The sequence below is a fragment of the Pseudonocardia sp. Ae505_Ps2 genome (genome assembly GCF_001932425.1).
Lineage (GTDB): Bacteria > Actinomycetota > Actinomycetes > Mycobacteriales > Pseudonocardiaceae > Pseudonocardia.
Genome location: NZ_MCIP01000001.1, coordinates 5,995,338 through 6,020,293 on the forward strand (window position 1 = coordinate 5,995,338; position 24,956 = coordinate 6,020,293).

The window sequence follows — 24,956 nt, forward strand, 5'->3', positions numbered from 1 at the left end:
CCATGACCACACCGAACCCGACCCGCGACGGCCTCTGGCTCGACGACCTCGTCGAGGGCGCCACCTTCACCACCGACACCCACGAGCTGACCGCCGAGGAGATCGTCGCCTTCGCCCGCGACTTCGACCCGCAGCCCTTCCACACCGACGCCGACGCGGCCGCGGGGACGTTCTTCGACGGTCTCGTGGCCAGCGGCTGGCACACCGCGGCGCTCACCATGCGACTCGTGGTCACCAGCGGGCCGCCCATCGCGACGGGCATCGTCGGCGGGGGCGCCGACGTGGCCTGGCCCAGCGCCGCCCGGGCCGGGGACGTCCTGCGGGTGGAGATCGTGATCCGCGAGATCCGCCGGTCCCGGTCGCGGCCGGACCAGGCATGGGTCGTCGTCGAGCAGCGGACGCTCAACCAGCACGACGCGGTGCGGCAGACCACCACCGCACGGTTGCTGGCCTGGCAACGGCCCCGCCACGACTGACGCCGGCTCCCTCATCGACGACTTCCCGGGCCACCGGGTGACACCACCTCGACAGCGGCAGTGACCCGCTCCGGACTCGACCCGCGCGGCGGACCACCCGTCCGAGCTCGGCCTCCTCGACATCGCCATGCCTCCGACTCGTACTCGGCGTCGTTACGATCATGTCAACGCGTCAGAATCTGTTGACATGAGAGTGTGTACGGGCCAGCCTCTTTGGTACCTGGATCGAAGGAGTGCCCGTGGCGCTACCCCCTCCCGACGCCGCCCGGCTGGCGGCGTTGAACGAGCACTACGCGTTCGGCCTGTCCGAGGCCGAGCTGGCGGAGTTCGGTCCGGCGGTCACGGCGACGCTGGCTGCGTCCGACCGGGTCGAGGAGCTCTACCGTGCTTCGGCGCCGCAGACGCCCCAGCGGGCGTGGTCGGAGCCCGCGGACAACCCCCTCGGTGGTTGGTATGTGACGACGTCGGTGCCGGGTGCCGCCGAGGGTCCGTTGGTCGGGCGCACGGTGGCGTTGAAGGACAACATCTGTCTCGCCGGGGTGCCGATGACCAATGGGTCGGCGACGGTCGAGGGTTTCGTCCCGTCGCGGGATGCGACGGTGGCGACCCGGCTGTTGGCGGCGGGGGCGAGGATCACCGGGAAGTCGGTGTGTGAGGACCTGTGTTTCTCGGGTGCGAGTTTCACCTCGCGGCCGTGGCCGGTGCGCAACCCGTGGGACACCGGCCGTAATGCCGGTGGTTCGTCGAGTGGGAGCGCGGCACTGGTGGCCTCGGGTGCGGTGGATCTGGCCGTGGGTGGTGATCAGGGTGGTTCGATCCGGATCCCGAGTGCGTTCTGCGGGACGGTGGGGCACAAGCCCACTCACGGGCTGGTCCCCTACACCGGGGCGTTCCCGATCGAGGCCACGATCGATCACCTGGGTCCGATCACCCGCACGGTGTCCGACGCCGCACGGATGCTGACGGCCCTGGCGGGTGTCGACGGGCTCGACGCCCGTCAGCCCACCGAGCTGGACCCGGTCGACTACCTCACCGCACTGGAGACCTCGGCGGCGGGGTTGCGGGTGGGGATCGTGGTCGAGGGTTTCGGCCGCCCGGAGAGCGACCCGGCCGTCGACGAGGCCGTGCGTGCCGCGGTCGGTGCTCTGGCCGGGGCCGGGTTGGTGGCGGAGGAGGTGTCGATCCCGTGGCATCTGGACGGGATGGCGGTGTGGAACGTCATCGCGACCGAGGGTGCGGCCTACCAGATGGTCGACGGTAACGCCTACGGCATGAACTATCCGGGTCTCTACGATCCGGAGCTGATCGCGCACTACCACCGTCAGCGCCTCGCCCGGGGGGCGGAGTTGTCCAAGACGGTCAAGCTGGTCGGGCTCTCGGGTGGCTACGCCTTCGGCCACGGGGGCGGCGTCTACTACGGCATGGCCCGCAACCTCGCGTTCGAGCTGCGTGCGGCCTACGACCAGGCGTTGAGTGGTTATGACGTGCTGGTCATGCCGACCCTGCCCTACACCGCGCCGGAGCTGATCGGGCTCGATGCCGGGTTGGACACCTATCTGCCGACCGCGTTGGGGATGGTCGGCAACTGTGCCCCGTTCGACGTGTCCGGTCACCCCGCTGTCTCGGTGCCGGCCGGGCTGGTCGACGGGCTCCCGGTCGGTCTGATGATCGTCGGCCGGCGTTTCGACGACGCGACCGTCCTTCGGGTCGCGCACACCTTCGAGCAGGCCGTCGGCGGCTTCCCCGCCCCACCTGCCCTCGCCGGCTCGGTCGGAGCAGCGTCGCCGCTCGTCTCCGGCGTCCGGGGGTGACGCCGCCCCCGCCACTCGCGCGCAGGTCTCGCAGCACCTGCCACACACGAACCGAACGCACCACCACCATCCCGAAGGAGCACACGTGACGCTCGCCGCCCACCAGAACCGCACCGGCCTGCCCGAGCAGGCCCCCGTCGAGGACCGCGCCTGGGCACTGAAGAACGCCCTGGACGCCAAGGGACTCATCCCCACCGGCTTCAACGAAGGATGGAAGACGACCTTCGAGGAGGAGTACAGCCCGCGGCGCGGGGCCGAGCTCGTCGCACGGGCCTGGACCGACCCGGAGTTCCGCGAGCTGCTGCTCTCCGACGGGACCGCGGCCGTCGCCCAGTACGGCTACCTCGGCGCCCAGGGCGAGTACATCCGAGCGCTCGCCGACACCCCGACGGTCAAGAACGTCATCGTCTGTTCGCTGTGCTCCTGCACCGCCTGGCCGATCCTGGGTCTGCCGCCCACCTGGTACAAGGGCTTCGAGTATCGCGCCCGCGTGGTGCGTGAGCCCCGCAAGGTCCTGGCGGAGCTGGGGACCACGATCCCCGAGGGCGTCGAGATCAAGGTCTACGACACCACCGCCGAGACCCGCTACATGGTTCTCCCCATGCGCCCGGCGGGGACCGAGGGCTGGGACGCCGAACGACTCGCGTCCATCGTCACCAAGGACTGTCTCATCGGCGTCGCCCTGCCCTCGGCCGACGTCGTCGTCGAGCACCCCAACACCTGAGCGAACGGAGCACACCCCATGGACGGCGTTCACGACCTCGCGGGCCGGCAGGGCTTCGGCCCGGTCCCGCACACCGCCAACGGCCCGATCGGTGACACCTTCAAGTACGACTGGGAGCACCTGGGCTACAGCCTGCTGTTCCTCGGCGTGACCAACGGCAACTTCACCCTCGACGAGGTGCGCCACGCGGTCGAACGGCTCGAGCCGGTGCACTACCTGAGCACCCCGTACTACGAGCGCTACATCATCGGCGCCGCGACGCTCATGGTCGAGAAGGGCGTGCTCACCCACGACGAGCTGGAGGCCGCGGCCGGCGGGCCCTTCCCGCTGGCCCTCCCCGCCACCTCCCCCGGGCGTCCCGCGCGGGAGAACCGCGAGACGTTCGAGGTCGGCGACAAGGTCCGGGTCACCGACGACCACTTCGCCGGGCACGTCCGCTACCCCGCGTTCTGCCGGGGCAAGGTCGGCACGGTGCAGCATCGCACCGGGATGACCTGGCCCTTCCCCGACGCCGCGGGCCACGGCCGCAGCGACGGCGGCTCGGAGCCGAGCTACCACGTCGAGTTCGACGCCGCCGAGCTGTTCGGCGACGACACCGACGCCGGTGCCGTCGTCGTCGACCTGTTCGAGGGCTACCTCGAGCGCGCCGCCTGACCCACCGCACCGTCCGGGCGGGCCCGTTCCGACGGGCCCGCCCGGTCCGCCCGACCTCCCACCACGGTCGCCTCCGCCGGCGACGAGAGGAACGACGATGACCGACACCCGCCTCCCCGTCACCGTCCTGTCGGGCTTCCTCGGAGCAGGCAAGACCACGCTGCTCAACCACGTGCTGAACAACCGCGACGGCCGCCGGGTCGCGGTCATCGTCAACGACATGAGCGAGATCAACATCGACGGCTCGGAGATCGCCCGCGAGGTCGAGCTCAGCCGCTCCGAGGAACGCCTGGTCGAGATGACCAACGGCTGCATCTGCTGCACCCTGCGCGACGACCTGCTCGGCGAGATCACCCGCCTCGCCCGCGAGGACCGGTTCGACTACCTGCTCATCGAGTCCTCCGGCATCTCCGAGCCCCTCCCGGTGGCCGAGACCTTCACCTTCGTCGACCCCGCAGGTGGGGCGCTCGACGACATCGCCCGGCTCGACACCATGGTCACCGTCGTCGACGGCGTGAACTTCCTCCGGGACTTCCGGGCAGGGCGCCCGGTGGACGCCGATGCTCCCGACGACCGCCGCGACCTCTCCGACCTGCTGGTCGACCAGGTCGAGTTCGCCGATGTCATCCTCATCAGCAAGACCGACCTGATGCACGACACCCAGGTCGCCGAGCTCACGGAGATCCTGCGCCGGCTCAACGCCGTCGCCGAGATCCTCCCCGTGTCCGAGGGACGGGCACCGCTCGACCGCATCCTGGACACCGGTCTGTTCTCCCTCGCACGCGCCGCCACGGCACCCGGCTGGCTCCAGGAGATCAACGGCGAGCACATCCCGGAGACCGAGGAGTACGGCGTCGCCTCGTGCCTGTACCGGGCGCGGGCACCGTTCCACCCGGAGCGCCTGCACCACTTCCTCACCCGTGACTGGACCAACGGCCGGCTCCTGCGGGCGAAGGGCTACTTCTGGAACGCCGCCAGGATCACCGAGATCGGCAGCATCTCCCAGGCCGGACACCTCATCCGGCACGGCTACATCGGGCACTGGTGGCGCTTCCTCCCGCAGGAGATCTGGCCGCAGGACTACCGACGCGACGCGATCACCGACAACTGGGACGACGCCGTCGGCGACTGCAGGCAGGAGCTGGTGTTCATCGGGCAGGGAATCGACCGCGACCGCCTGTTCGCCGACCTGGACGCGTGCCTGCTCACCGACGCCGAGATCGGGCTCGGGCCCGACGGCTGGGACGCGCTCCCCGACCCGCTCGGCACCGGACAGATCGACGTCGCCTCCGCCGCGGCAGGTGGCCGGCTCCCCGCCGGACTCTGACGGAGGCGGAGATGACCGTGGTCAGGGAGGACGGGCTCGTGGGGTCCGCATTCGAGGCACTCGCCGACCCCACCCGGCGCAGCATCCTGATCCTGATCGCCGACGGCGAGGAGTGCACCGCCGGCGAGATCGCGCTGCGCACCACCACCGTCGCGCGCAACACGGTCTCCACCCACCTGCGCATCCTGCGCACGGCCGGACTCGTCCACGAACGGCGGTCCGGCCGGCACCGCTTCTACTCCGTCGACCAGAACGGGCCGGCCAGACACGTGCTGACGACGTTGCAGACGATCTTCCGGACACCCGACGGTCGATGACCGCGGGCAGGGAGGTCCCCCGGTTCCGGACATGCCGAGAACCGGACGGGTCATCGGACCCGTCCGGTTCTCCGACGCGGATTCAGGATGTCATCGAACGGCACTCACCTCCCGGCGCGCCTTTCCGTCGTAACGCGCGACGGGGCGGATCAGGACGTCGTGGGAAGCCTGTTCGATCACGTGCGCGGTCCAGCCGCTGATCCGCGACATCGCGAAGAGCGCGGTGAACATCGGGGTGTCGAACCCCATGAGGTGGAACAGCGGGCCCGCGGCGTAGTCGAGGTTGGGCCGCAACCCCTTCTCCCGCAGCATCGCGCCGGCGAGCACCTCGTAGTGCGCCATCAGTGCACGGCCGCCTCGCAGGTCGGCGACCTGTCGCATCCGGGAGTGCAGGGCGGGGACCCGGGAGTCGCCACGCTTGTAGACCCGGTGACCGAACCCCATGACCTTCTTGCCGGCGGCGAACCGGGCCTCCAGCCACTCGTCGACCAGGTCGGGGTCGCCGATCTCGTCGAACTGGTTCATCACGGCCTCGTTCGCACCGCCGTGCAGCTCGCCCTTCAGCGCCCCGAGGGCGGCGACGACGGCGCTGTAGAGGTCCGAGCGGGTCGAGGTGACGGTGCGCGCGGCGAACGTGGACGCACTGAAGCTGTGCTCGGCGTAGAGGATCATCGCGACCTCGAAGGCCCGCACGACCTCGGGTTCGGGGATCTCACCGAAGGTCATGTGGAACACGTTCTCGGCGTGCCCGAGGTCATCCCGCGGCGCGATCGGACGCTGCCCGCGGCGACGCCGCTGGTCGAGCGCCACGATCGTGGGCAGCACCGCGAGCAGCTGCACCGCCTTCTCCGCGCTGGCCCCGGCCGAGTGGTCGGTGGTCGCCGGGTCGTGGGCGCCGATCCAGCTCACCGCGGTGCGGAGCACGTCCATCGGATGGCAGTCGGTCGGCAGGGACAGCAGCATCGCCTCACACGCGGGGTCCAGCCGGCGCAGGGACCGCTCGCGCCGCTCCAGCGCCGCGAGCTCGGCCGGGTCCGGGAGCTCCCCGGTCCAGAGCAGGTGCGCGACGTCGAGGAAGCCGTGCCGCTCGGCGAGTGCCGGCGCCGGGTAGCCCCGGTAGAGCAGGACGTTGTGACAGGGGTCGACGTCGGAGATCGACGTCGTGTCGGCGACGACTCCCACCAGGCCGCGTCGGACGGGGGTGTCGCGTTGGTCGTCGGTCATGGGTGTCTCCTTCTGCGGCGGGCCGGTGGCCCGCTACCGGACGGCGTCGCGACGTGCTCCGGCCAGGAGCGCGTCGGCGAGACCTCGTGGTGTTCCTGTGTCGCACGGGATCCGGCTGCCACGGTCGGTGGCTGCCGGGGACCGCGGCCCGGTGACGGGGTGGATCACGGCGTCCATGCCGAAGGCGGCGAGCTGCGTGACGGTGGGCAGCAGGACGGAGGTCGGGTCGCCGCCGGTGACCGGGGTGGCGGTCACGAACAGCGGCGCGGTGAGGGCCTCGCGCAGGACCGGGTAGGTGGCCCGCGACGCAGGCGCCTCGACGACGACGAGATCCGCGACCGCGGCGAGACGGGCGCGGGCCCGGTCGATGGTGTCGACCAGGCCGCGGGCCCGGTCGGTGGTCGTGCGGACCCCTATCAGCAGCGCGGGGTCGTGACGGGCGCGGACAGCGGTGCGGACACGGGTCTCGACGTCCCCGGCCGCCCCCTCGTCGGGCGAGGTGTCGTCGAGGAGCACGCCGGACGCGCCCGCCGCCGCGATGTGCGCCACCGTGTCGGCGTCGCCGGTCGGGCCGAGGTCGACCAGGACCGGCAGCGGGGTGGCCCGGACGATCCGGGCGACCAGCTCCGCGGCGTCCTGCCCGCCCGTGTCGGCCGCCGCCACGTGCACGCCGTCGAGCCCCATGGCCGCGATCTGGCGCGCGGACGCGGCGGTGGTGACGGTGTGGAAGCGCAGCGGGCGGCGTCCCGCACGGGGCCGGTCGAGCGCGGCCCGGAGCACGACGCGTCGGCGGGTGGGTGGGACGTCGGTCTGCAGCATCAGCGCGCCCCTGCCGTCGTGGCCGGGTAGGAGTGGAAACCGCGGCCGGTCTTGCGTCCCAGCAGGCCCGCCTGGACCATCCGCCGCAGCAGCGGCGGCGGTGCGTAGAGGGGTTCGTGCTCCTCGGCGTACATCGTCTCGGCGATCGCGGCGACGGTGTCGAGCCCGATCAGGTCGGCGAGCTCCAGCGGCCCCATCGGGTGGGCGCACCCGAGCCTCATCCCGGCGTCGACGTCGGCCGGTGTGGCCCGACCGGTCTCCACCATGCGGACGGCGCCGAGCAGGTAGGGCACCAGCAGCGCGTTGACGACGAACCCGGCCCGGTCGGCGGCTCGGATCGTCTGCTTGCCCAGCGCCCCGGTCACCCATTCCTCGACCCGGGCGAGGGTCTGCGCCGAGGTCGTGAGCGAACCGACGACCTCGACCAGGGGCAGCACCGGCACGGGGTTGAAGAAGTGCAGCCCCACGACCTGTCCCGGTCGCCCGGTGCCGTGCGCCAGCTTCATGATCGGGATCGAGCTGGTGTTGGAGGCGATGACCGCGTCCGGGTCGGCGAGCACCTTGTCCAGGCTCGCGGCGAGGTCGCACTTGACCATCTCGTTCTCGACGACCGCCTCGATGACGAGCTGGCGGTCGGCGAGGTCGCCGAGGTCGGTCGAGAACGTCAGCCGGCTCGCTGCCGCGTCCCGGTCGGGCACGGAGAGCCGCCCGCGGTCCACCGCCCGGTCCATCGAGGCCAGGATCCGTTCCCGGCCCCGGTCCAGCGCTCCGTGGTGCTGTTCGACGACGTGGACGTCGTTCCCCGCCCGCGCACACACCTCGGCGATGCCCGCGCCCATCTGTCCGGCGCCGACGACGCCGACCCGCTCGATCCCGCTCACCTGTTCTCCTCCTACGACGGGGTGCGGCAGGGGTGGCCGGATGCGCGGACGCACCCGGCCACCCACCGCGGGAACTCGCTCAGCCGTGGAACTGCTCGGCCTCGGTCGACCCGGCGAGCGCGGTGGTGGACGACTCCGGGTTGACCGCGGTGGAGACGGCGTCGAACCAGCCGGTGCCGACCTCGCGCTGGTGCTTGATGGCGGTGTAGCCGTCGGCCTCGGCGGCGAACTCGCGCTCCTGCAGGGCGACGTAGGCGGTCATGCCGTTCGCCGCGTAGCCCTTGGCCAGGTCGAACATGGAGTGGTTCAGGGCGTGGAAGCCGGCGAGGGTGATGAACTGGAAGGCGTAGCCCATCGCACCGAGCTCGCGCTGGAAGCGGGCGATCGTGTCGTCGTCGAGGTGCTTGCGCCAGTTGAACGACGGCGAGCAGTTGTAGGCCAGCATCTGGTCGGGGAACTCGCCCTTGATCGCCTCGGCGTACTTGCGGGCCAGCTCCAGGTCCGGCACCGAGGTCTCCATCCACAGCAGGTCGGAGTACGGCGCGTAGGCGAGCCCGCGGGTGATGCAGGGCTCGATGCCGCCGGTGACCCGGTGGAAGCCCTCCGCGGTGCGCTCACCGGTGAGATACGGGCGGTCCCGCTCGTCGACGTCGGAGGTGATCAGGTTCGCGGCCTGGGCGTCGGTCCGGGCGACGATCACCGACGGGACGCCGGAGATGTCGGCCGCGAGCCGCGCCGCGTTGAGGGTGCGGACGTGCTGGGAGGTCGGGACCAGCACCTTGCCGCCGAGGTGGCCGCACTTCTTCTCCGAGGCGAGCTGGTCCTCCCAGTGCACACCGGCCGCGCCCGCGGCGATCATGGCCTTCATCAGCTCGAACGCGTTGAGCGGGCCGCCGAAGCCGGCCTCGGCGTCGGCGACGATCGGGACCAGCCAGTGCGGGTCGTCGCCGCCCTCGGCGGCCGAGCGGCCCTCCAGGGTGCTGATCTCGTCGGCGCGCAGCAGCGCGTTGTTGATGCGGCGGACCACCGCGGGCACCGAGTTGGCCGGGTAGAGGCTCTGGTCGGGGTAGGTCTGGCCCGCGAGGTTGGCGTCCGCGGCGACCTGCCAGCCGGACAGGTAGATGGCCTCCAGCCCGGCGCGCACGCTCTGCACGGCCTGGTTGCCGGTCAGCGCCCCGAGGGCGTGCACGTAGTCGCGCTCGTGCAGCAGCGACCACAGCCGCTCGGCGCCGAGGCGGGCCAGCGTGTGCTCCTCGCGCACGCTGCCCGACAGCGCCACGACCTCCTCCGCGCTGTGACCGCGGGTGATCCCTGCCCAGCGCGGGTCGTTCGCCCACTCCTGCTTCAGCTCGTCGACCCGCTGCTGCCGGTTCGTCCCGGTCATGTCCTGCTCCTTTGCGAAGTTCGCGTCCGTGTCCGCGCTCACGGTCTCCCGGCGGTGGCCGGGGGGCCGTGGCGATCTCTCGAACGGGGTGCGACCAGCATCGGAGCTGCAACGGAGGTGAGGCGACGGTGGCCGCCTGCCAACTCCTGCGCATCTTCCGGCCGGATTCTGCGAATCTTGCAAAGGGTGGTCTCGGCTACAGTCCCGCCATGGCGACCTCCGGCATCCCGGGCACCCGGCTACGCGCGCTGCGCGAGACCCGCTCGATGACCCAGGCGGAGCTGGCCAGGGCCCTGGAGATCTCGCCCAGCTACCTGAACCAGATCGAGCACGGCTCCCGACCCCTGACCGTGCCGGTGCTGCTGCGGATCACCGAGGTGTTCGGTGTCGACGCGGCGTTCTTCGCGGCCCGGCGACCCGAGCGGCTGGTCGCCGAGCTGCACGAGGTGTTCGCCGAGACCACGTCGGCGGCCGGACCGGTCCCGGCGGGACAGATCGAGCGGCTCGCCGGCGAGCTGCCCGCGGCCGCGGACGCGGTGCTGGAGCTGTACCGGCGGTGGCGCCGGGCGGACGAGCACCTGGCCGCCGCGTCGGACCACACCCGGGACGGCCGTCCGGTCGGCAACGACGGCACCGACCGGATCCGGTCGGCGTCGCCGCACGAGCAGGTCCGCGACTACTTCTACCGCCGTCGCAACCACGTGGCCGAACTCGACGACGCGGCCGAGACGCTGGCGTCGGAGATCGGGATGCGCCGGGGCGAGGTGCGCCGCGCCCTCGCCGAGCGCCTGCGGACGGTGCACGGCGTCAGCATCGCCGGGCTGGAGGACGACACGACCGGCTCCGGCGAGATGCACCGCTACGACCGGGTCGAACGGGTGCTGCGGCTGTCCCCCGCACTGCGCGCCGGCCAGCAGGCATTCCGGATGGCGACCCAGCTCGCGCTGCTGGAACACGACGCGCTGATCGAGCGCTTGGCGGCCGAGGACCCGGCGGACGACGACACCCACACCCTGACCCGGATCGGCCTGGCCCGGTACTTCGCGGCGGCGCTGACGCTGCCCTACGGCGAGTTCCGGGCCACCGCCGAGCGGTTCCGCTACGACATCGAGCGCCTGTCCGACCACTTCGGACAGGGGTTCGAGACGATCGCGCACCGGCTCTCGACACTGCAGCGCCCGTCCGAGCCGGGGGTGCCGTTCTCCTTCGTCCGCGTCGACCGGGCCGGGAACATGTCCAAGCGCCAGTCCGCGACCGGGTTCCACTTCTCCCGCGGCGGCGGCACCTGTCCACTGTGGAACGTCTACCGCGCCTTCGCCTCCCCCGGCGAGATCGACGTACAGATCGCCGCCATGCCCGACGACGCCCGCTACCTGTGGGTCGCGCGCACGGTCACCGGCTCCCAGCGCCGATGGGGACGACCGGGCAAGACCTTCGCGATCGCACTCGGCTGCGAGATCCGCCATGCACACCGGTTGGTCTACTCCGACGGGCTCAACCTCGACACCCCTTCGGCCGCGACACCGATCGGCGCCGGCTGCCGGGTGTGCAGCCGGGCGCAGTGCCCACAGCGGGCGTTCCCACGCCTGGACCACACGACGCTGATCCTGGAGGACCGCAGCACCTTCGTGCCCTACCCGGTCGCACCGGGCGGCTGAGGGGCCCCGCGGGCCCCGTCGACCGGGAGCCGGAGCAGGAGCTGTCAGTGCCGGCCGTAGGCCGGCCGGGTCCGATCGAGGATGCTGCGCACTGCCTCGACGTGGTCGCGGGTGCGGACCAGGTCGGCGAACCGTTCCGCCTGCACGGCCCGACCGCCGGCCGCGTCGAGCTGGTGTGCCCGGTTGGCGGCGGCCTTCGTCGCCTCGACCGACAGCGGCGACCGCCCCGCGATCCGGTGCGCCCGTTCCAGGGCGGCGTCGACCACCGCGTCGGTCGGCACGACGGCACTCGCCAGGCCGGTCCGCAGGGCCGTAGCCGCATCGCACCGGTCACCGGTGAGCAGCATGTCCTTGGCCGGGCCGAGCCCGAGCAGCCGCGGCAGCCGCCAGGCGCTCATGATCAGACCGACGTTGACCCCGGCAGCCACGAAGAAGCCGTCCTCGGCGGCGACCCGCAGGTCGCAGGCCAGTGCGAGTTCGAGCCCGGCGCCGACGGCGCCTCCGGCGACCGCGGCGACCACCGGGACGCGGAGCTCCTCGACCCGGTCGGTGAGCTCGACGATCTCGGTCAGGAAGGCCGCAGCGTCGCCGTCGTCGCGGGCGTGCTGCTCCTCGACGAGATGGCCACCGGCGCTGAAGTGTCCGACGCCGGTGAGGACGGCGGCGCGGAACCGGGTGTCACGGTCCACCTCGTCGAGGGCGTGGCGCAGTGCCGCACGCACGGGGCGGGACAGCGCGTTGGCGGGCGGGGCGTCCAGCGTGAGAACGGCGACGTGCTGCCCGTCGCGGCTCAGCCGGACGCCGGCGGTGCCGGGCGGCCTGCCGGAGCTCGCCACCACGGTCGCGGTCATGGACACCTCCGGATGTGGGCGGCCGACCCGCCCGTGATCGACGGGCGGGCCGGCCGCGGGAGAACCGGCGGTCGGCCGGTGGGCGAGGCCGGAACGGTCAGCGTCCGGCCGGGACCTCACGGCGGGCCGAGCCCTCGTAGGCCGCGAGCGGCCGGATGAGGGAGTTCGCCGCGAGCTGCTCGGCGATGTGGGCCGTCCAGCCGGTGATCCGCGCCATCACGAACAGCGGCGTGAACATCGGGATGTCGAAGCCCATGAGGTGGTAGAGCGGGCCCGCCGGGTAGTCGAGGTTGGGGTGCAGCCCCTTCGCCCGGTGCATCGCCTCGGCCAGCGCGGTGTGGGTGGCCAGCAGCTCGTGGGCCCCGCGCAGCTCCACGATCCGTTCGAGCGCGGCCTGCAGGGTCGGGACCCGGGAGTCGCCGCGCTTGTAGACGCGGTGCCCGAATCCCATGATCTTCTTCTTGTTCGCGAGCGCGTCGGCGAGCCACGCCTCGGCGGCGTCGGGCCCGTCGATCTCGGCGAGCATGTGCATGACGGCCTCGTTTGCCCCGCCGTGCAGCGGCCCCTTCAACGCACCGATCCCCGCGACGACGGCGCTGTAGAGATCCGACAGGGTCGAGGTCACGACCCGGGCGGTGAAGGTCGAGGCGTTGAAGCTGTGCTCGGCGTAGAGGATCATCGAGACCTCGAACGCACGCACCACCTCGGGCTCGGGCACCGCGCCGAAGGTCATGTGGAAGAAGTTCGCCGCGTAGCCCAGGTCCGGGTCGGGCGCGATCGGGTCGAGCCCCCGTCGGCGGCGCTGGTCGATCGCCACGACGGTCGGCAGCGCGGCGAGCAGCCGCAGCGACTTCTGCGTGTCGGCGGCCGGGTCGTCCTCCTGGGCGTCCTCGGAGCCGAGCCAGCTCACGGCGGTGCGCAGGGTGTCCATCGGGTGGCAGGTGGTGGGCGTGCCGAGCAGCAGTGCCTGCAGGCTGCGGTCGATCGGGCGGAGCGCGCGTTCCTGTGCCTCCAGCCGGGCCAGGGCGTCGGCGGCGGGCAGCTCGCCGTGCCAGAGCAGGTGCGCGACCTGGAGGAAGCCGGAGTGCGCGCACAGGTCCTGCACCGGGTAACCGCGGTACAGCAGGGAGTTGGTGTCGGCGTCGACCTTGGAGATGGCCGTGGTGTCGGCGACCACTCCGGCCAGCCCCTTGTGGATCTGCGGGGGTGCGTCGGCCACGGTCATGAGGGGTCCTCCTCGTCGAGATAGCCGGCGAGCCCGGCGTCGAAGGCGCCGTACTCGTCGTAGTGCAGGAGTTCGTAGAGCCGGGCGCGGGTCAGCATCCGATCGACCACTCCGGCCTGGGTGCCGGTGCGGCGGATCTCGGCGAGCCCGGCCTCCGCGGCACCCATGGCGAGCCGGAGCAGGGTCACCGGGTAGATGACGACGTTGACGCCGAGCTTCTCGAGGGTGTCCGCGGTCAGCAGGGGGCTCTTCCCGAACTCGGTCATGTTCGCCAGCAGCGGGACGTCGAGGGCGTCGCGGAACGCGGCGTACTCGTCCTCCCCGGTCAGCGCCTCCGCGAAGATCATGTCGGCACCGGCGGCCATGTAGGCGCGGGCGCGGTCGATCGCGGCGTCCAGCCCGTCGACGGCGCGGGCGTCGGTCCGGGCGCACAGCACGAACGCGTCGTCGCGGCGCCCGCGCACCGCCGCCCGCACGCGGGTGCACATGTCCTCGGTCGGCACCAGCGCCTTGCCTGCCAGGTGCCCGCAGCGCTTCGGGTCGACCTGGTCCTCCAGGTGGCACCCGGCCAGCCCGGCGTCCTCGAAGGTCTGGACCGTGCGGGCCACGTTCGCCGGACCGCCCCACCCGGTGTCGGCATCGACCAGGACGGGCAGGTCGGTCTGCCGGGCGATCGTCGCGGCGCGGGCCGCGACCTCGGTGGAGGTCGTGAGCCCGACGTCGGGCAGCCCCAGCTCCGCGGAGAGGACGGCACCGGAGACGTACACGCCGTCGAATCCCTGCTCGGCGATCAGCATCGCCGACAGCGCGTTGAACGCGCCGGGGAACTGCAGCAGCCGGCCGCTCGCCAGCGCCTCGCGGAACGCCACCCTGCGCGCGTGGGGGGTGCTGGTCGCGCCGAGCATCAGAACACCCCGCGACCCGGTGCGGTCGCGAGCGACGCCGGGACGATCGTCAGCTCGCCCAGCTCGGCGGCGCTCAGCTCGGGCAGACGCAGGGCGTGGTCGAGGAACCGGTCCTGTTCGACGCGGTCGACGACATCGCGCGCCAGGTCGCGGAACTTGCCGACGTAGGCGTCACGACCGAACGGGCGGGCGCCGAACGGGTGCGCGTCGGCAACGGCGATCTCGTCGACCAGGGTCGTGCCGTCGGTGAAGGTGACCTCGACCCGACCACCGAACGCCTTCTCCGCGGGGTCGTGGGAGTGGTAGCGGCGCGTCCACTCCGGGTCCTCGACGGTGGAGATCGCGTGCCACAGCCGGACGAGCTCCGCGTCGGCCGCGCGGTGCGGCGGGTAGGAGCGCTCGTGGTGGAAGCCGCCGTCGAGCAGCGCGACGGCGACGATGTAGGGGATCGAGTGGTCCAGGGTCTCCCGCGACGCCGTCGGGTCGTACTTCTGCGGGTCCCCGGACCCGGACCCGATCACGTAGTGGGTGTGGTGGCTGGTGTGGATGACGATGCTGCGCACCCGCTCCGCGCCGCCCGCCTCCCGGATCCGGGGGCCGAGCCGGCGCGCGAGGTCGATCAGCGCCTGACTCTGGTACTCCGCGGAGTGCTCCTTGGTGTAGGTCTGCAGGATCGCGCGGGGAGCCTCCCCGCGCTCCGGCAGCGGAACGGTGTACGCGGCGTCCGGGCCGTCGAGCAGCCAGGCGATGACACCGTCCTCGCCCTCGTAGATCGGCGACGGCGCGCCCTCGCCGAGCATCGCGCGGTCGGCGGCCTCGATCGCGACCTTCCCCGCGAACGCGGGGGCGAACGCCTTCCACGACGAGATCTCGCCCTTGCGCGACTGCCGGGTCGCGGTCGTCGTGTGCAGGGCCTGCTGCACGGCCTGGTAGGTGACCTCGGCCGGCAGGTCCAGCAGGGCACCAATCCCGGCGGCGACCGACGGACCGAGGTGCGCGACGTGGTCGATCTTGTGCTGGTGCAGGCAGATCCCGGTGACCAGCGCGACCTGGACCTCGTAGGCGACCGCGATCGCCCGGGTCAGCGCGGCGCCGTCCGCACCCGTGTGCTGGGCGACCGCGAGCAGCGGCGGGATGTTGTCGCCGGGATGGGAGTAGTCCGCCGCCAGGAACGTGTCGTGGAAGTCCAGCTCCCGCACCGCGACACCGTTGGCCCACGCCGCCCACTCCGGCGACACCCGCTCACGGGTGCCGAACACGACCGCCCCGGCCCGGTCCTGCGGGGCCGCGTGGCGCAGCGCCTGCGCCCGTGCGGCCACGACCGGACGACGGTTCACCGACGCCGTCGCCACACCCGCGTTGTCGACCACCCGGTTCACGACCATGTCGGCCACCTCGGCCGGCGGTGGTACCTGGTCGGCGGCCACCTCGGCGATCTTCCAGGCCAGCTGGTCGGCGCGGGCGAGGTTCTCCTCGCTGCGGTACACGCGCACCTTGTGCTCGACGGTCATACGTTCTCCTCCATCATGAACAGGCACGACGTCGAGGCATGGCGACGGAATCCGCGGCCGGCTCTCCGGCCACGCATCCCTGCCTCGACCATTCGTCGCACTGGCGCCGGCGGGGAGAACTGCCGTTCCCCGTGCTCGATGCACATCGCCGTCACAACGGTGACGAGCACGCGAGACCGCCCTGATCCGCTGGCCCGAGCGGGTCGGGCCGGAGTCCCGACCGGCCGCGCCTGGCGACGGTTCCGATACTCGCGCACGGACCGAGAGCAACTCCAGACTGCGATGGATGCAAATTCGTGCGCAGATCCGGCCCGTTCTTGTGAATGGTGCGAACCACCGATTCGCGGTCGGGGTTCCACCCCGACCGCGATGCCGGTCAGCGCACCTGCCGTGGCCGTCCGGGACTCAGCCCGCCACCACCGGGTTCACGAGCCGGCCGATCCCGGTGATCTCGACCTCGACGAGGTCCCCGTCGGTCAGGAAGACCGGCGGGTCCCGGAACAGGCCGACGCCGCCCGGCGTGCCGGTGACGATGACGTCCCCGGGAGCCAGCACGGTGAACGTGGTGATGTAGGCGATCAGCTCCGGAATGCCGAAGATCAGCTGACTGATCGAGGCCTCCTGGCGCAGCTCGCCGTTGACCCGGGTCCGCAACGTGGCGGCGGAGATGTCGTCGATCTCGTCCGCCGTGACCAGCCAGGGGCCGAAGCCACCGGTGGCCCGGAAGTTCTTGCCGGGAAGGAACTGGCTGGTGTGGCGCTGCCAGTCGCGGACGCTGAGATCGTCGTAGCAGGAGTAGCCGGCCACCACCTGCGCGGCGTCGGCCTCGGGCACGTGGTCCGCCCGCGCACCGATCACGACGGCGAGCTCACCCTCGTAGTCGAACCGGCTCGTCTCCGCCGGCCGCACGGCGGGCTGGTCGTGCCCGATCTGCGTGTCGGGGAAGCGGGAGAACAACGTGGGGTAGGCGTTGTCCGGACGCCGGGTCTCGTCCAGGTGCGACCGGTAGTTGACCCCGGCACAGATGATCTTCGAAGGATCCGGGACGGGCGGCAGCAACCTGACCGACCCGATCGGCAGGTCGGCGGCACGCCCCTGGGTGGCAGCAGCCAGCTCCGGGAGCGCTCCCGCAGCCAGGACCTCGCGCACGGACCGGAACCGCCCGTCCGTCGCGGTGACTCCGTCGACCACGCCGTCGACCGCGCCGTCGGTCACGACCCGGCCGAACCGTGGCTCGTCCGAGCCCTCCGACATGTAGGACACCAACCGCACGTGAGCTCCTTCCGCGTCCTCGGCCACGGGCCGGAACCGGATGCCGGTCTGCCGGCCACTCCGCTGTGGCGACCCCACCGTACAAGAGTCGACTCTCTTGGCAAGACTCATTTCTGTACTTGACGATTCGACTCCTGAGTGGCTTCATGGGGCGGCCCGGCCACCGTCGGATCGGGCGGAGGAGGGATCGCGTGTCGATGACGCCGCCGGACCGAGAGGTCGACGTCCTGGTCGTCGGTGCCGGCCCGACCGGCCTGACCCTCGCCGCGCTGCTCGCCGCGGACGGCACCCGGGTCCACGTCGTCGACGCTGCCACCGACCCCGTCGACGAGCCCCGGGCGATCGCGTTGGCGGACGAGTCGTTGCGCACCGCGCACGCCCTCGGACTCGTCGACGACCTCCGGCCGGACCTCGTGTGGGTGTCCGGTTCGCGCTACTACGGCGCGCGCGGTCAGCTGCTGGTCCGCACCCAGCCCGCCGTGATGCGTCAGGGCTTCCCGGTCAAGACGCTGTTCGACCAGCCCGGATACGTCCGGGTCTACCGCAGGGCGGTCGAGGACGCCCCGACGGCGTCACTCGAGTACGGCTGTGCCGCGACCGCGCTGACCCAGGACGCGGACGGCGTGGACGTGACCCTCGATGGCCCGTCGGGGCTCCGGACCCTGCGCGCCCGGTACGTCGTCGGGTGCGACGGCGGGAAGAGCCTGGTGCGCGCCTCGCTCGGCGTCCGGATGACCGGGTCGAGCCAGAAGCACCCCTGGATCGTCCTGGACCTCGTCGACGACCCCCGGGACCACGGCGACACCGAGTTCCACTGCGATCCGCGTCGTCCACACGTCGTCGTCCCCGGCAGCGGCGGACGCTGCCGGTACGAGTTCATGCTCCTGCCGGGCGAGCGCGCCGAGGAGGTCCTGCGGCCGGAGTTCGTCGCCGAGCTGGTGGCGCCGTTCCGCACGGTGCGGCCCGACCAGGTGCGGCGCGCGGCGGTGTACGTCGCCCGCCAGCTCGTCGCCGAGCGCTGGCGGGTCGGCCGCGTCTTCCTCGCGGGCGACGCGGCGCACCTCATGCCGCCGTTCGCCGGTCAGGGCCTCAACACCGGCATCCGGGACGTCCGCAACCTGAGCTGGAAGCTCTCCGCCGTGGTGGCGGGCCGGGCCACGGACGGGGTGCTGGACAGCTACAAGACCGAACGGCGGCCGCACGCGACCGCGATGGTCCGTTTCTCGCACCGCCTCGGCGCGCTCGTGATGACCGGTCGGCCCCGCCGCGCCACGGTGCGAGACCTCCTCCTGCGCGCGCTGCGGCTGGTCCCGCCGGTGCACCGCCACGTCACCGAACTGCGGTTCGTGCCTCGCCCGGACGTGTCCCGGGGTGTGGCCGTGCCCGCCGTCGGGCCCGCCGAGGGCTCGCTCGTCGGTTCGCCCCTGCCGCAGGGCCCGGTCATCGACGAGGCGGGCGCCATCGGTCTGCTCGACGACGCGCTGGGCGCCGGCTGGGCACTGGTCGTCCTGACCGACGCCCAGTCGGCCGCGGTCCCCGATCCCGTGCACCGGCTCGCCGCCCGCATCGAGGCCACGGTCGTGGTCGTGTTGCCACGCGGGCGGATCCCGCGCCGGCGGCCCGACGGCACCGTCGTCGCGGAACAACAGCCCGCCCTGCACCTCGGCCCCGCTCCGGGCGGAACAACCAGGTACCTGCTCGTGCGCCCGGACCGCTACGTCGCCGCCGACTTCACCGCAGCCGACACCCCGGCGGTCGCCGACGCCCTCGCCCGCTACTACCCCACGCCCGCGACGCGCGCGGTCGACGATCGGACGGTGGTCGCGTGAAGGCGGGCGTCGGCGCATCGGCGCACGGAGAGCGGCAGACACCTCGGCACGATCGTCCTCGCGGCGGAAGGAGCACGCACATGACCGTGACCAACGAGCCGAACCGGGTGACCGCGGAGGTCAGGGCCGGGATCGAGGAGCTCGTCGCCGAGCACGCCTGGGTCCTCGACCACGGCGATCCCCGGCTTCTCCCCGAGCTCTACACCGACGAGGGCCAGCTGCTCGGCCTCGGTGACCCCCTGGTCGGACGGGCCGCCCTGCAGCGCTGGGCCGACCGGCGCGCGACCCTCACCGAACGGACCTCCCGGCACGTGCACACCAACCTCCGGCTGCGGTCCGGCGAGGACGGCACCGTCGGCGGCACCCTGATGACGCTGCTCTACCGCCACGACGGCGAGGGCACGGGCCCGAGCTGGCCCATGCTCGTGCTCGACTACACCGACGTCTACGCCCGGGAGGGCGATCGGTGGCTGTTCGCGTCCCGCTCGATCGAACGGGTCTTCACCGACCCGGACCGTGAGGCGGCCCGATGACCACGGAGCACACGCCGGGTGCCGGTCCCCTGCCCGGGCGGCCGAAGGCCTATCGGTTCGATCAGATGCCCGTGGAGCTGCTCACGCCGGGGCTCTCCCGCTCGGGGATCCGCAGCGACGGATCGCTGGTGACGATCAACTGGTTCGAGCCCGGGTTCCGCAGCTCCGGCCAGCACTCGCACCCGTTCGACCAACTCAGCTTCGTGCTCAGCGGCACGCTGGAGTTCTTCGTCGGGGACGAGGTCTACGTCCTGGAGGCGCCCGCGGTGCTGCACATTCCCGGCGACGTCCCGCACGGCGCCCAACCCGTCGGCGACGAGCGGGTCCTCAACATCGACATCTTCGCGCCCGTCCGCGACGACTACCGCGCCCTCACCGCCTACCAGGACGCCGAGCACGCCGACCGGTCACCGTCCCTGCAGCCCCGACAGAACAAGGAGTAGCACCGTGCACCAGGACCTACAGCTGGGCTACCTCGTGCTCGAGGTGTCCGACCTCGACGCCTGGTCGGAGTTCACGACGAGGACCCTCGGCATGTCCGTCGACGGCGCTCCCTCCGAGGACGCCCTGCGGGTGCGGATGGACGAGCTCCAGCAGCGCTTCCTCGTCCGGCGGGGACCCGCCGACGACGTCGTCGCCGTCGGGCTGACGGCCCTCAACGGCCAGGTGCTGCAGCAGATCCTCGACCGGGTGACGGCCGCCGGTGTGCCCGTGCGCGAGTGCGACGAGCAGGAGGCGCGAGACCGGCGGGTCAAGCGGCTGTACACCTTCACCGCGCCGGGCGGGATCACCGTCGAGCTCGTGAGCGCGCCGTACCACTCCCGGGACCCCCTGGCCGCCCCGCTGGTGCCCGGCGGGTTCCTCACCGGAGCGCAGGGGCTGGGGCACGCGGTCTTCATGGTCGACGATCTGGACGACGCGCTGAGGTTCTGGACGGGGGTGCTGCCGTTCCGCGTGTCCGACACGTCGGGGCAGGAGACCCCCAACGGCGTCTCCCACGCCGCCTTCCTGCACTGCAACCGGCGACACCACAGCATCGCACTCGTGCAGCGCCCTGCCCGCTCCACCTACCCGAAGAAGCTGCTGCACTTCATGGTCCAGGCCAACTCCCTCGACGCCGTGGGCATGGCGTTCGACCGTGCGATCGACGCGGACCTGACGATCAACCGGAGCCTCGGGCGCCATCCCAACGATCGGATGTTCTCCTTCTACGCGACGACTCCGAGCGGATTCGACTACGAGTTCGGGTGGGGCGCCGTCGAGGTCGGCGAGGACTGGGCGGAGGACCACTACGACCACATCAGCGCCTGGGGTCACCGTCCGTTGCCCCGGCCGGTCCGATGATCCGCTCGGCGCGACGCCGCGGCCCGCGGCGGCCGGACGGACGAGGGGCTCCCTGACAATGGCCCGTCGAGGAGGGGCCGAGACCCTCGGCCTGGACGTCTACCAACGCCTCCGCCGAGCCGTGCTCGACGGCAGGCTGCCGCCCGGGCACCGGCTCAAGCCCGCGGAGCTGCGGCAGGAGTTCGACGTCAGTGTGGGGGTCGTGCGGGAAGCGCTGACCCGGCTGACCGAGCAGCGTCTGGTGACCAGCTCGCACAACCAGGGTTTCCGGGTCGTGTCCCTGTCCCGCCGCGAGCTCGGCGACCTCACGGAGCTGCGCGTGGTCAACGAGAGCCTCGCCCTGCGGTTGGCGATCGAGCGCGGCGATCTGCGCTGGGAGTCCGAGGTGCTCGCCGCCCACCACCGCCTCACCCGCACCCCGCGCCGCGCGCCGGACAACCCCGATCTGATGACCGACGACTGGTCCGCGGCCCACCGGGCCTTCCACCACACACTCATCGCCGGGAGCGGGTTCCCCCTGCTCACCGACTTCTGCGAGCAGCTGTCGGACACGATGGAGCTGTACCGCCGCTGGAGCGCGCCGGCGTCGGGCGGGAAGCGGGACGTCGACGAGGAACACCGGCGCATCGTCGACGCGGCTCTCGCCCGGGACGTGCCGGCAGCGCTGGAGGCGCTCCGTGCCCACTACGAGACGACGACGGCCATCGTCCTGGCCAGCGGGTTGACCCCCGACCCGGGCGAGGCCGCGGAGACCAGCACCCAGGAACTCTGAGTACCGACGAGGACACCCATGTCGACGCTGCCAGGACTGTCCGACGACGAGCTGGACCACCACGATCCAGCGTTCGTCGCCGACCCGTGGCCCACCTACCAGCACCTGCGCCGCGACCGGCCGGTCAGCCACAGCAACCGCTACGGCGGCTTCTGGCTGATCACCCGCTACGACGACATCGTCGCCGCTGCCGCCGACTGGTCGAGGTTCACCTCCGCCGTCCCCGGCACCCTGCTCATCCCGTCGGGCATGCAGCGGTCGTTCGCGTTCCTCCCGCTCGAGTACGACCCGCCCGAGCACACCGTCTACCGGCAGCTCGTCGCCCCCGTGTTCTCCCCACGCCGCGTCAACGCCCTGACCGGTGAGATCCGCGGCCTGGCCGAGCAGCTGCTCGACCCCCTGCTGGCCGCAGGCGGCGGAGATCTGGCCACCGCCTTCGCCGCGCCGCTGACCAGCGGCGCACTGGCCCTGTTCATCGGTCTGCCGGACGAAGACAAGTCGCTCTGGGTCGACCTGGTGCGCCGCTCGTTCGAAGGCAGCGTGCGCGACCACGAGGACGCCGCCCGCGCCGGCGCCGAGTTCCGCGACTACATCGACGGGCTGATCGCCGCCCGGCGGGAGAACCGGTCCGACGACCTCATCAGCCTCCTGCTGGACAGCGAGGTCGAGGGCCGCAGGCTCACCGAGGACCAGATCCGCGGGTTCACCATGCTGGTGCTCGTCGCCGGACACGAGACCACGGCCGCCGCCCTGTCCTACTCCCTCTGGCACCTCGCCCGGCACCCCGCCGACCTCGAACGCCTCCGGGAGGATCGCGCGCTGGTCCCGTCGGCCGTGGAGGAGTTCCTGCGGCTCTCCTCCCCCGTCAGCATCTTCGCGCGCAACGCGGCGTCGGACACGGAGTTCCAGGGCTGCCCGATGTCCGCCGGGGAGGTCGTCGGCCTGTCCTTCTCCTCGGCGAACCGCGACGAGGACCGCTTCGACGCCCCGGAGACCTGTCGGCTCGACCGCCGCCCCAACCGGCACCTGGCCTTCGGCTCCGGCATCCACTTCTGCCTCGGCGCCCAGATGGCCCGTCGAGAGCTGTCGGTCGCCCTCGATGTCGTGTTGGACAGCGGGAGGTCGCTCGCCCTGGACGGCGAGGTGTGCCGGAAGGGGCGGGGCGACGCCCTCGCCCTCGCCAGCCTCCCGATCCGGTTCCACTGAGTCGTCCGCCGGGCGGCCGACCAGGAGAGGCGCGTCGCACCAGCGCGTCCGCCCCGGGTGTCACACTGTCCACATGAGTGCGAGCAGTGGCGCGCCCGGCAGCCCACCCACGCTCGATCTCGCCCGCACCCCGGGGCACCTCATCCGCAGGGCGCAGCGTGAGCACAATCTGCTCTGGGTCGAACACGTCGGTCCCGAACCGACCGGACCGCAGTTCGCCGTCCTGTCCGGCACGGCGCGGCGCCCCGGTCTCGACCAGAAGACCCTCGGGCAGCTGGCCTCGCTGGACAAGTCCACCACCACCGACATCGTGCGCCGCCTGGTGCGACGGGGATGGCTGACCGCGGGCCCCGATCCCGACGACCGCCGCCGCAAGGTGCTGCACCTGAGCCCACCCGCACGGGTGGCGTTGACCTCTCTGACCACCGCGGCCGCTCGGGTACAGCGCGACCTGCTGGCGCCCCTGAGCGCCGACCGCCGCCGCGAGCTGGTGACCGACCTGGCCCTCCTGGCCTACGAGGGCGACCCACCGCCGCGGGTCGAGGACGACGTCGCCGCCGGGCTGGATCTGGCGACCACCCCGGGACACCTGATCCGCCGTGCCCAGCAGGCCTACGTCGCGCGATGGACCCACACGTTCGGCGGCAGTCGCACCGGTCCTCAGTACGCCTTGCTCTGCGCCCTGGCCCACCACGAACCGGCCGACCAGTCCACGCTCGGCGAGGCCGCGGCACTCGACCGCACCTCGACCACGGAGATCGTCGAGCGACTGACCGCAGCCCGACTGGTCACCGCTGCGACCGACGTCCACGACCGGCGCCGCAAGGCCCTGCGGTTGTCACCGGCCGGGCGACGCGAGCTCCCCGACATCACGCGTCGTGCCGCCGACGTTCAGGCAGCTCTGTTCGACCTCCTCCCCGTGTCGTCCCGCGGACGCCTGCTCGACAACCTCGGCGCCGTCGCCTACAGGCGAGAGCCCTCGGGCCCCCCTTCCGCCGCCTGACCCCTCGGGCCCCGTTGACGACGCACCTCGACTGCCCTACCGTCCTCGATTAGGACGTACACGGAACATTTCGGCGACGCGGCCGAAGAATCGAGGCCCTCCATGTATCCCGACGAGTTCCCCCGCAACGCCTGGTACGTGGCAGCCCGTAGTGCCGAGATCGAGCAGGGCCGGATGCTGCCCCGGTTCCTGCTCGGTGACCCGGTCCTGCTGTATCGCACCCAGGACGGAACCCCCGTCGCGATGGTCGACCGCTGCGTGCACCGGCAGATGCCGCTGTCGCTGGGTCGCCTGCGTGGCGACAACGTGGAGTGCGGCTACCACGGCCTGACCTACACCCCGACCGGCGCCTGCGTGCGGATCCCCGGCTCCACCCGAGTCTCGGACAAGGTCCGGGTGCAGACCTTCCCCCTCGTCGAGGGCGACGGGCTGGTCTGGATCTGGATGGGCGACCCCGACCAGGCACGACCAGCGCAGATCCCCGACCACCACTGGTACACCGCCGACGGGTGGAGCACCGCAGCCGGAACCCTGCACATGGATGCCCGGGCACAGCTGCTCAACGAGAACCTGCTCGACCTGTCGCACCTGAGCTTCCTGCACCCGGAGTCCATCGACTCCCCCGAGATCGCCGAACTGCCGATCACGACCACGTGGGACGACCACACCGTCACCGTGCGCCGCGAGATGGCCGGGGTCTCCTGCCCGCCGTTCTTCACCCGCGTGACCGGCATCGACTCCCCGATCGACCGCCAGCAGATCGCCGAGTTCTTCGCCCCCGCCTTCCACATCACCACCACCACGGTGAAGCCCTCCGGAGACCCGGACGACTCCCGGATGTGCCGACAGAAGACCATGCACGCCATCACGCCCGAGACCCGCACCACGACCCACTACTTCTGGTCGGTCAGCCGCGACTACGCCGTCGGCGACGATTCGGTCACCGACTACACCCTCTCGGCCGTCGCCGGGGTCTTCGAGCAGGACATCGCTGCCTGCGAAGCGATCGAGCACATCATCGCCGCCTGGGAGCCGTCCTACCCGCTCGAGCTGAACATCAAGGTCGACGCCGGCCCGCTCCGGTCCCGCCGCATCCTGGAGAAGCTGCTCGCCGCCGAAGGCGCCGCCGCGGGCGCCCGTCCCCAGGACCGGTTCACCGACACCGCCACCCGCGCCGCCGCCCGGGCCTGGACCGAGCGCGCCACGATCCTGTCGGGCTGAGCCGCACCC

24 protein-coding genes are annotated in these 24,956 nt (G+C 72.0%); 15 read left to right on the forward strand and 9 right to left on the reverse strand.

Annotation, left to right across the window (positions count from 1 at the left end; translation table 11 throughout):
- The first annotated feature begins 2 nt into the window (after positions 1-2).
- The 6 genes from Ae505Ps2_RS27985 (at position 3) to Ae505Ps2_RS28010 (ending at position 5,309) form a co-directional block, all read left to right on the forward strand.
- On the forward strand, positions 3-476 hold the full coding sequence (locus Ae505Ps2_RS27985) for a MaoC/PaaZ C-terminal domain-containing protein (RefSeq protein ID WP_020621836.1): 474 nt from the start codon (positions 3-5) through the stop codon (positions 474-476).
- Between the two features lie 239 nt (positions 477-715).
- Entirely contained in the window at positions 716-2,287 is a 1,572-nt protein-coding gene (locus tag Ae505Ps2_RS27990; protein WP_075554145.1) for an amidase, read from the forward strand.
- Between the two features lie 85 nt (positions 2,288-2,372).
- The gene (gene nthA / locus Ae505Ps2_RS27995; RefSeq protein WP_075310876.1) at positions 2,373-3,011 is read left to right on the forward strand and encodes a nitrile hydratase subunit alpha; all 639 of its coding nucleotides are present in this window, start codon (positions 2,373-2,375) and stop codon (positions 3,009-3,011) included.
- Positions 3,012-3,029: 18 nt separating this feature from the next.
- Positions 3,030-3,665, forward strand: coding sequence for a nitrile hydratase subunit beta (gene nthB, locus Ae505Ps2_RS28000; RefSeq protein WP_020621519.1), 636 nt, complete (start codon positions 3,030-3,032; stop codon positions 3,663-3,665).
- 97 nt (positions 3,666-3,762) lie between these two features.
- Complete coding sequence (locus Ae505Ps2_RS28005; RefSeq protein ID WP_020621520.1) at positions 3,763-4,992, forward strand: GTP-binding protein; 1,230 nt, start codon at positions 3,763-3,765, stop codon at positions 4,990-4,992.
- 11 nt (positions 4,993-5,003) lie between these two features.
- Positions 5,004-5,309, forward strand: coding sequence for a metalloregulator ArsR/SmtB family transcription factor (locus tag Ae505Ps2_RS28010; protein ID WP_020621521.1), 306 nt, complete (start codon positions 5,004-5,006; stop codon positions 5,307-5,309).
- A 90-nt stretch (positions 5,310-5,399) separates the two neighbouring features.
- Here Ae505Ps2_RS28010 and Ae505Ps2_RS28015 read toward each other — a convergent pair whose 3' ends face one another.
- The 4 genes from Ae505Ps2_RS28015 to aceA form a co-directional block, all read right to left on the reverse strand.
- Positions 5,400-6,533 carry a bifunctional 2-methylcitrate synthase/citrate synthase gene (locus Ae505Ps2_RS28015; RefSeq protein WP_075310874.1) on the reverse strand — a complete coding sequence of 378 codons (1,134 nt, stop codon included), beginning with the start codon at positions 6,531-6,533 and terminating at the stop codon, positions 5,400-5,402.
- Between the two features lie 33 nt (positions 6,534-6,566).
- The gene (locus Ae505Ps2_RS28020) at positions 6,567-7,352 is read right to left on the reverse strand and encodes an isocitrate lyase/phosphoenolpyruvate mutase family protein (RefSeq protein WP_075554146.1); all 786 of its coding nucleotides are present in this window, start codon (positions 7,350-7,352) and stop codon (positions 6,567-6,569) included.
- The gene (locus Ae505Ps2_RS28025; protein WP_020621524.1) at positions 7,352-8,233 is read right to left on the reverse strand and encodes a 3-hydroxybutyryl-CoA dehydrogenase; all 882 of its coding nucleotides are present in this window, start codon (positions 8,231-8,233) and stop codon (positions 7,352-7,354) included. Before Ae505Ps2_RS28025 ends, Ae505Ps2_RS28020 begins: the two co-directional genes overlap by 1 nt.
- A 79-nt stretch (positions 8,234-8,312) precedes the next feature.
- Positions 8,313-9,617, reverse strand: coding sequence for an isocitrate lyase (gene aceA / locus Ae505Ps2_RS28030; RefSeq protein WP_020621525.1), 1,305 nt, complete (start codon positions 9,615-9,617; stop codon positions 8,313-8,315).
- A gap of 209 nt (positions 9,618-9,826) precedes the next feature.
- Here aceA and Ae505Ps2_RS28035 point away from each other — a divergent pair, with 209 nt between their 5' ends.
- Complete coding sequence (locus Ae505Ps2_RS28035) at positions 9,827-11,275, forward strand: short-chain fatty acyl-CoA regulator family protein (protein ID WP_075333699.1); 1,449 nt, start codon at positions 9,827-9,829, stop codon at positions 11,273-11,275.
- A 44-nt stretch (positions 11,276-11,319) separates the two neighbouring features.
- Here the strand turns inward: Ae505Ps2_RS28035 and Ae505Ps2_RS28040 are convergent, their stop codons facing one another.
- The 5 genes from Ae505Ps2_RS28040 to Ae505Ps2_RS28060 form a co-directional block, all read right to left on the reverse strand.
- Entirely contained in the window at positions 11,320-12,126 is an 807-nt protein-coding gene (locus Ae505Ps2_RS28040) for an enoyl-CoA hydratase/isomerase family protein (RefSeq protein WP_075310868.1), read from the reverse strand.
- Positions 12,127-12,223: 97 nt separating this feature from the next.
- Entirely contained in the window at positions 12,224-13,351 is a 1,128-nt protein-coding gene (locus Ae505Ps2_RS28045) for a bifunctional 2-methylcitrate synthase/citrate synthase (protein ID WP_020621528.1), read from the reverse strand.
- The gene (gene prpB / locus Ae505Ps2_RS28050; protein ID WP_075310866.1) at positions 13,348-14,256 is read right to left on the reverse strand and encodes a methylisocitrate lyase; all 909 of its coding nucleotides are present in this window, start codon (positions 14,254-14,256) and stop codon (positions 13,348-13,350) included. The genes Ae505Ps2_RS28045 and prpB overlap by 4 nt, the downstream gene beginning before the upstream one ends.
- Entirely contained in the window at positions 14,256-15,767 is a 1,512-nt protein-coding gene (locus Ae505Ps2_RS28055; protein WP_020621530.1) for an MmgE/PrpD family protein, read from the reverse strand. The genes prpB and Ae505Ps2_RS28055 overlap by 1 nt, the downstream gene beginning before the upstream one ends.
- Before the next feature lie 405 nt (positions 15,768-16,172).
- The gene (locus Ae505Ps2_RS28060) at positions 16,173-17,039 is read right to left on the reverse strand and encodes a fumarylacetoacetate hydrolase family protein (RefSeq protein WP_075310862.1); all 867 of its coding nucleotides are present in this window, start codon (positions 17,037-17,039) and stop codon (positions 16,173-16,175) included.
- A 197-nt stretch (positions 17,040-17,236) separates the two neighbouring features.
- Between Ae505Ps2_RS28060 and Ae505Ps2_RS28065 the strand changes: the two genes are divergently transcribed.
- The 8 genes from Ae505Ps2_RS28065 to Ae505Ps2_RS28100 all read left to right on the forward strand — a co-directional run bounded on the left by Ae505Ps2_RS28065 (position 17,237) and on the right by Ae505Ps2_RS28100 (position 24,947).
- Entirely contained in the window at positions 17,237-18,868 is a 1,632-nt protein-coding gene (locus tag Ae505Ps2_RS28065) for a bifunctional 3-(3-hydroxy-phenyl)propionate/3-hydroxycinnamic acid hydroxylase (RefSeq protein ID WP_075554332.1), read from the forward strand.
- Positions 18,869-18,948: 80 nt separating this feature from the next.
- Positions 18,949-19,401, forward strand: coding sequence for a nuclear transport factor 2 family protein (locus tag Ae505Ps2_RS28070; protein ID WP_075310860.1), 453 nt, complete (start codon positions 18,949-18,951; stop codon positions 19,399-19,401).
- The gene (locus Ae505Ps2_RS28075) at positions 19,398-19,844 is read left to right on the forward strand and encodes a cupin domain-containing protein (RefSeq protein WP_020622364.1); all 447 of its coding nucleotides are present in this window, start codon (positions 19,398-19,400) and stop codon (positions 19,842-19,844) included. Before Ae505Ps2_RS28070 ends, Ae505Ps2_RS28075 begins: the two co-directional genes overlap by 4 nt.
- A gap of 4 nt (positions 19,845-19,848) precedes the next feature.
- On the forward strand, positions 19,849-20,745 hold the full coding sequence (locus Ae505Ps2_RS28080) for a VOC family protein (protein WP_083695170.1): 897 nt from the start codon (positions 19,849-19,851) through the stop codon (positions 20,743-20,745).
- A 58-nt stretch (positions 20,746-20,803) separates the two neighbouring features.
- Positions 20,804-21,517: a GntR family transcriptional regulator gene (locus tag Ae505Ps2_RS28085; protein WP_075310858.1), complete on the forward strand. Its 714-nt coding sequence runs from the start codon at positions 20,804-20,806 to the stop codon at positions 21,515-21,517.
- 18 nt (positions 21,518-21,535) lie between these two features.
- Entirely contained in the window at positions 21,536-22,723 is a 1,188-nt protein-coding gene (locus Ae505Ps2_RS28090) for a cytochrome P450 (RefSeq protein WP_075333702.1), read from the forward strand.
- A 73-nt stretch (positions 22,724-22,796) separates the two neighbouring features.
- Complete coding sequence (locus tag Ae505Ps2_RS28095; RefSeq protein ID WP_075554147.1) at positions 22,797-23,726, forward strand: MarR family transcriptional regulator; 930 nt, start codon at positions 22,797-22,799, stop codon at positions 23,724-23,726.
- A 102-nt stretch (positions 23,727-23,828) separates the two neighbouring features.
- On the forward strand, positions 23,829-24,947 hold the full coding sequence (locus Ae505Ps2_RS28100) for an aromatic ring-hydroxylating dioxygenase subunit alpha (protein WP_075554148.1): 1,119 nt from the start codon (positions 23,829-23,831) through the stop codon (positions 24,945-24,947).
- Positions 24,948-24,956 lie beyond the last annotated feature (9 nt).

Bases quoted from the DNA above. Each gene is read 5' to 3' on its own strand.
- Ae505Ps2_RS27985 (WP_020621836.1), top strand. From the start codon at position 3: ATGACCACACCGAACCCGACCCGCGACGGCCTCTGGCTCGACGACCTC.
- nthB (WP_020621519.1), top strand. From the start codon at position 3,030: ATGGACGGCGTTCACGACCTCGCGGGCCGGCAGGGCTTCGGCCCGGTC.
- Ae505Ps2_RS28005 (WP_020621520.1), top strand. From the start codon at position 3,763: ATGACCGACACCCGCCTCCCCGTCACCGTCCTGTCGGGCTTCCTCGGA.
- Ae505Ps2_RS28010 (WP_020621521.1), top strand. From the start codon at position 5,004: ATGACCGTGGTCAGGGAGGACGGGCTCGTGGGGTCCGCATTCGAGGCA.
- Ae505Ps2_RS28015 (WP_075310874.1), bottom strand. From the start codon at position 6,533: ATGACCGACGACCAACGCGACACCCCCGTCCGACGCGGCCTGGTGGGA.
- Ae505Ps2_RS28020 (WP_075554146.1), bottom strand. From the start codon at position 7,352: ATGCTGCAGACCGACGTCCCACCCACCCGCCGACGCGTCGTGCTCCGG.
- aceA (WP_020621525.1), bottom strand. From the start codon at position 9,617: ATGACCGGGACGAACCGGCAGCAGCGGGTCGACGAGCTGAAGCAGGAG.
- Ae505Ps2_RS28035 (WP_075333699.1), top strand. From the start codon at position 9,827: ATGGCGACCTCCGGCATCCCGGGCACCCGGCTACGCGCGCTGCGCGAG.
- Ae505Ps2_RS28040 (WP_075310868.1), bottom strand. From the start codon at position 12,126: ATGACCGCGACCGTGGTGGCGAGCTCCGGCAGGCCGCCCGGCACCGCC.
- Ae505Ps2_RS28045 (WP_020621528.1), bottom strand. From the start codon at position 13,351: ATGACCGTGGCCGACGCACCCCCGCAGATCCACAAGGGGCTGGCCGGA.
- prpB (WP_075310866.1), bottom strand. From the start codon at position 14,256: ATGCTCGGCGCGACCAGCACCCCCCACGCGCGCAGGGTGGCGTTCCGC.
- Ae505Ps2_RS28055 (WP_020621530.1), bottom strand. From the start codon at position 15,767: ATGACCGTCGAGCACAAGGTGCGCGTGTACCGCAGCGAGGAGAACCTC.
- Ae505Ps2_RS28065 (WP_075554332.1), top strand. From the start codon at position 17,237: ATGACGCCGCCGGACCGAGAGGTCGACGTCCTGGTCGTCGGTGCCGGC.
- Ae505Ps2_RS28070 (WP_075310860.1), top strand. From the start codon at position 18,949: ATGACCGTGACCAACGAGCCGAACCGGGTGACCGCGGAGGTCAGGGCC.
- Ae505Ps2_RS28075 (WP_020622364.1), top strand. From the start codon at position 19,398: ATGACCACGGAGCACACGCCGGGTGCCGGTCCCCTGCCCGGGCGGCCG.
- Ae505Ps2_RS28085 (WP_075310858.1), top strand. From the start codon at position 20,804: ATGGCCCGTCGAGGAGGGGCCGAGACCCTCGGCCTGGACGTCTACCAA.
- Ae505Ps2_RS28090 (WP_075333702.1), top strand. From the start codon at position 21,536: ATGTCGACGCTGCCAGGACTGTCCGACGACGAGCTGGACCACCACGAT.
- Ae505Ps2_RS28095 (WP_075554147.1), top strand. From the start codon at position 22,797: ATGAGTGCGAGCAGTGGCGCGCCCGGCAGCCCACCCACGCTCGATCTC.
- Ae505Ps2_RS28100 (WP_075554148.1), top strand. From the start codon at position 23,829: ATGTATCCCGACGAGTTCCCCCGCAACGCCTGGTACGTGGCAGCCCGT.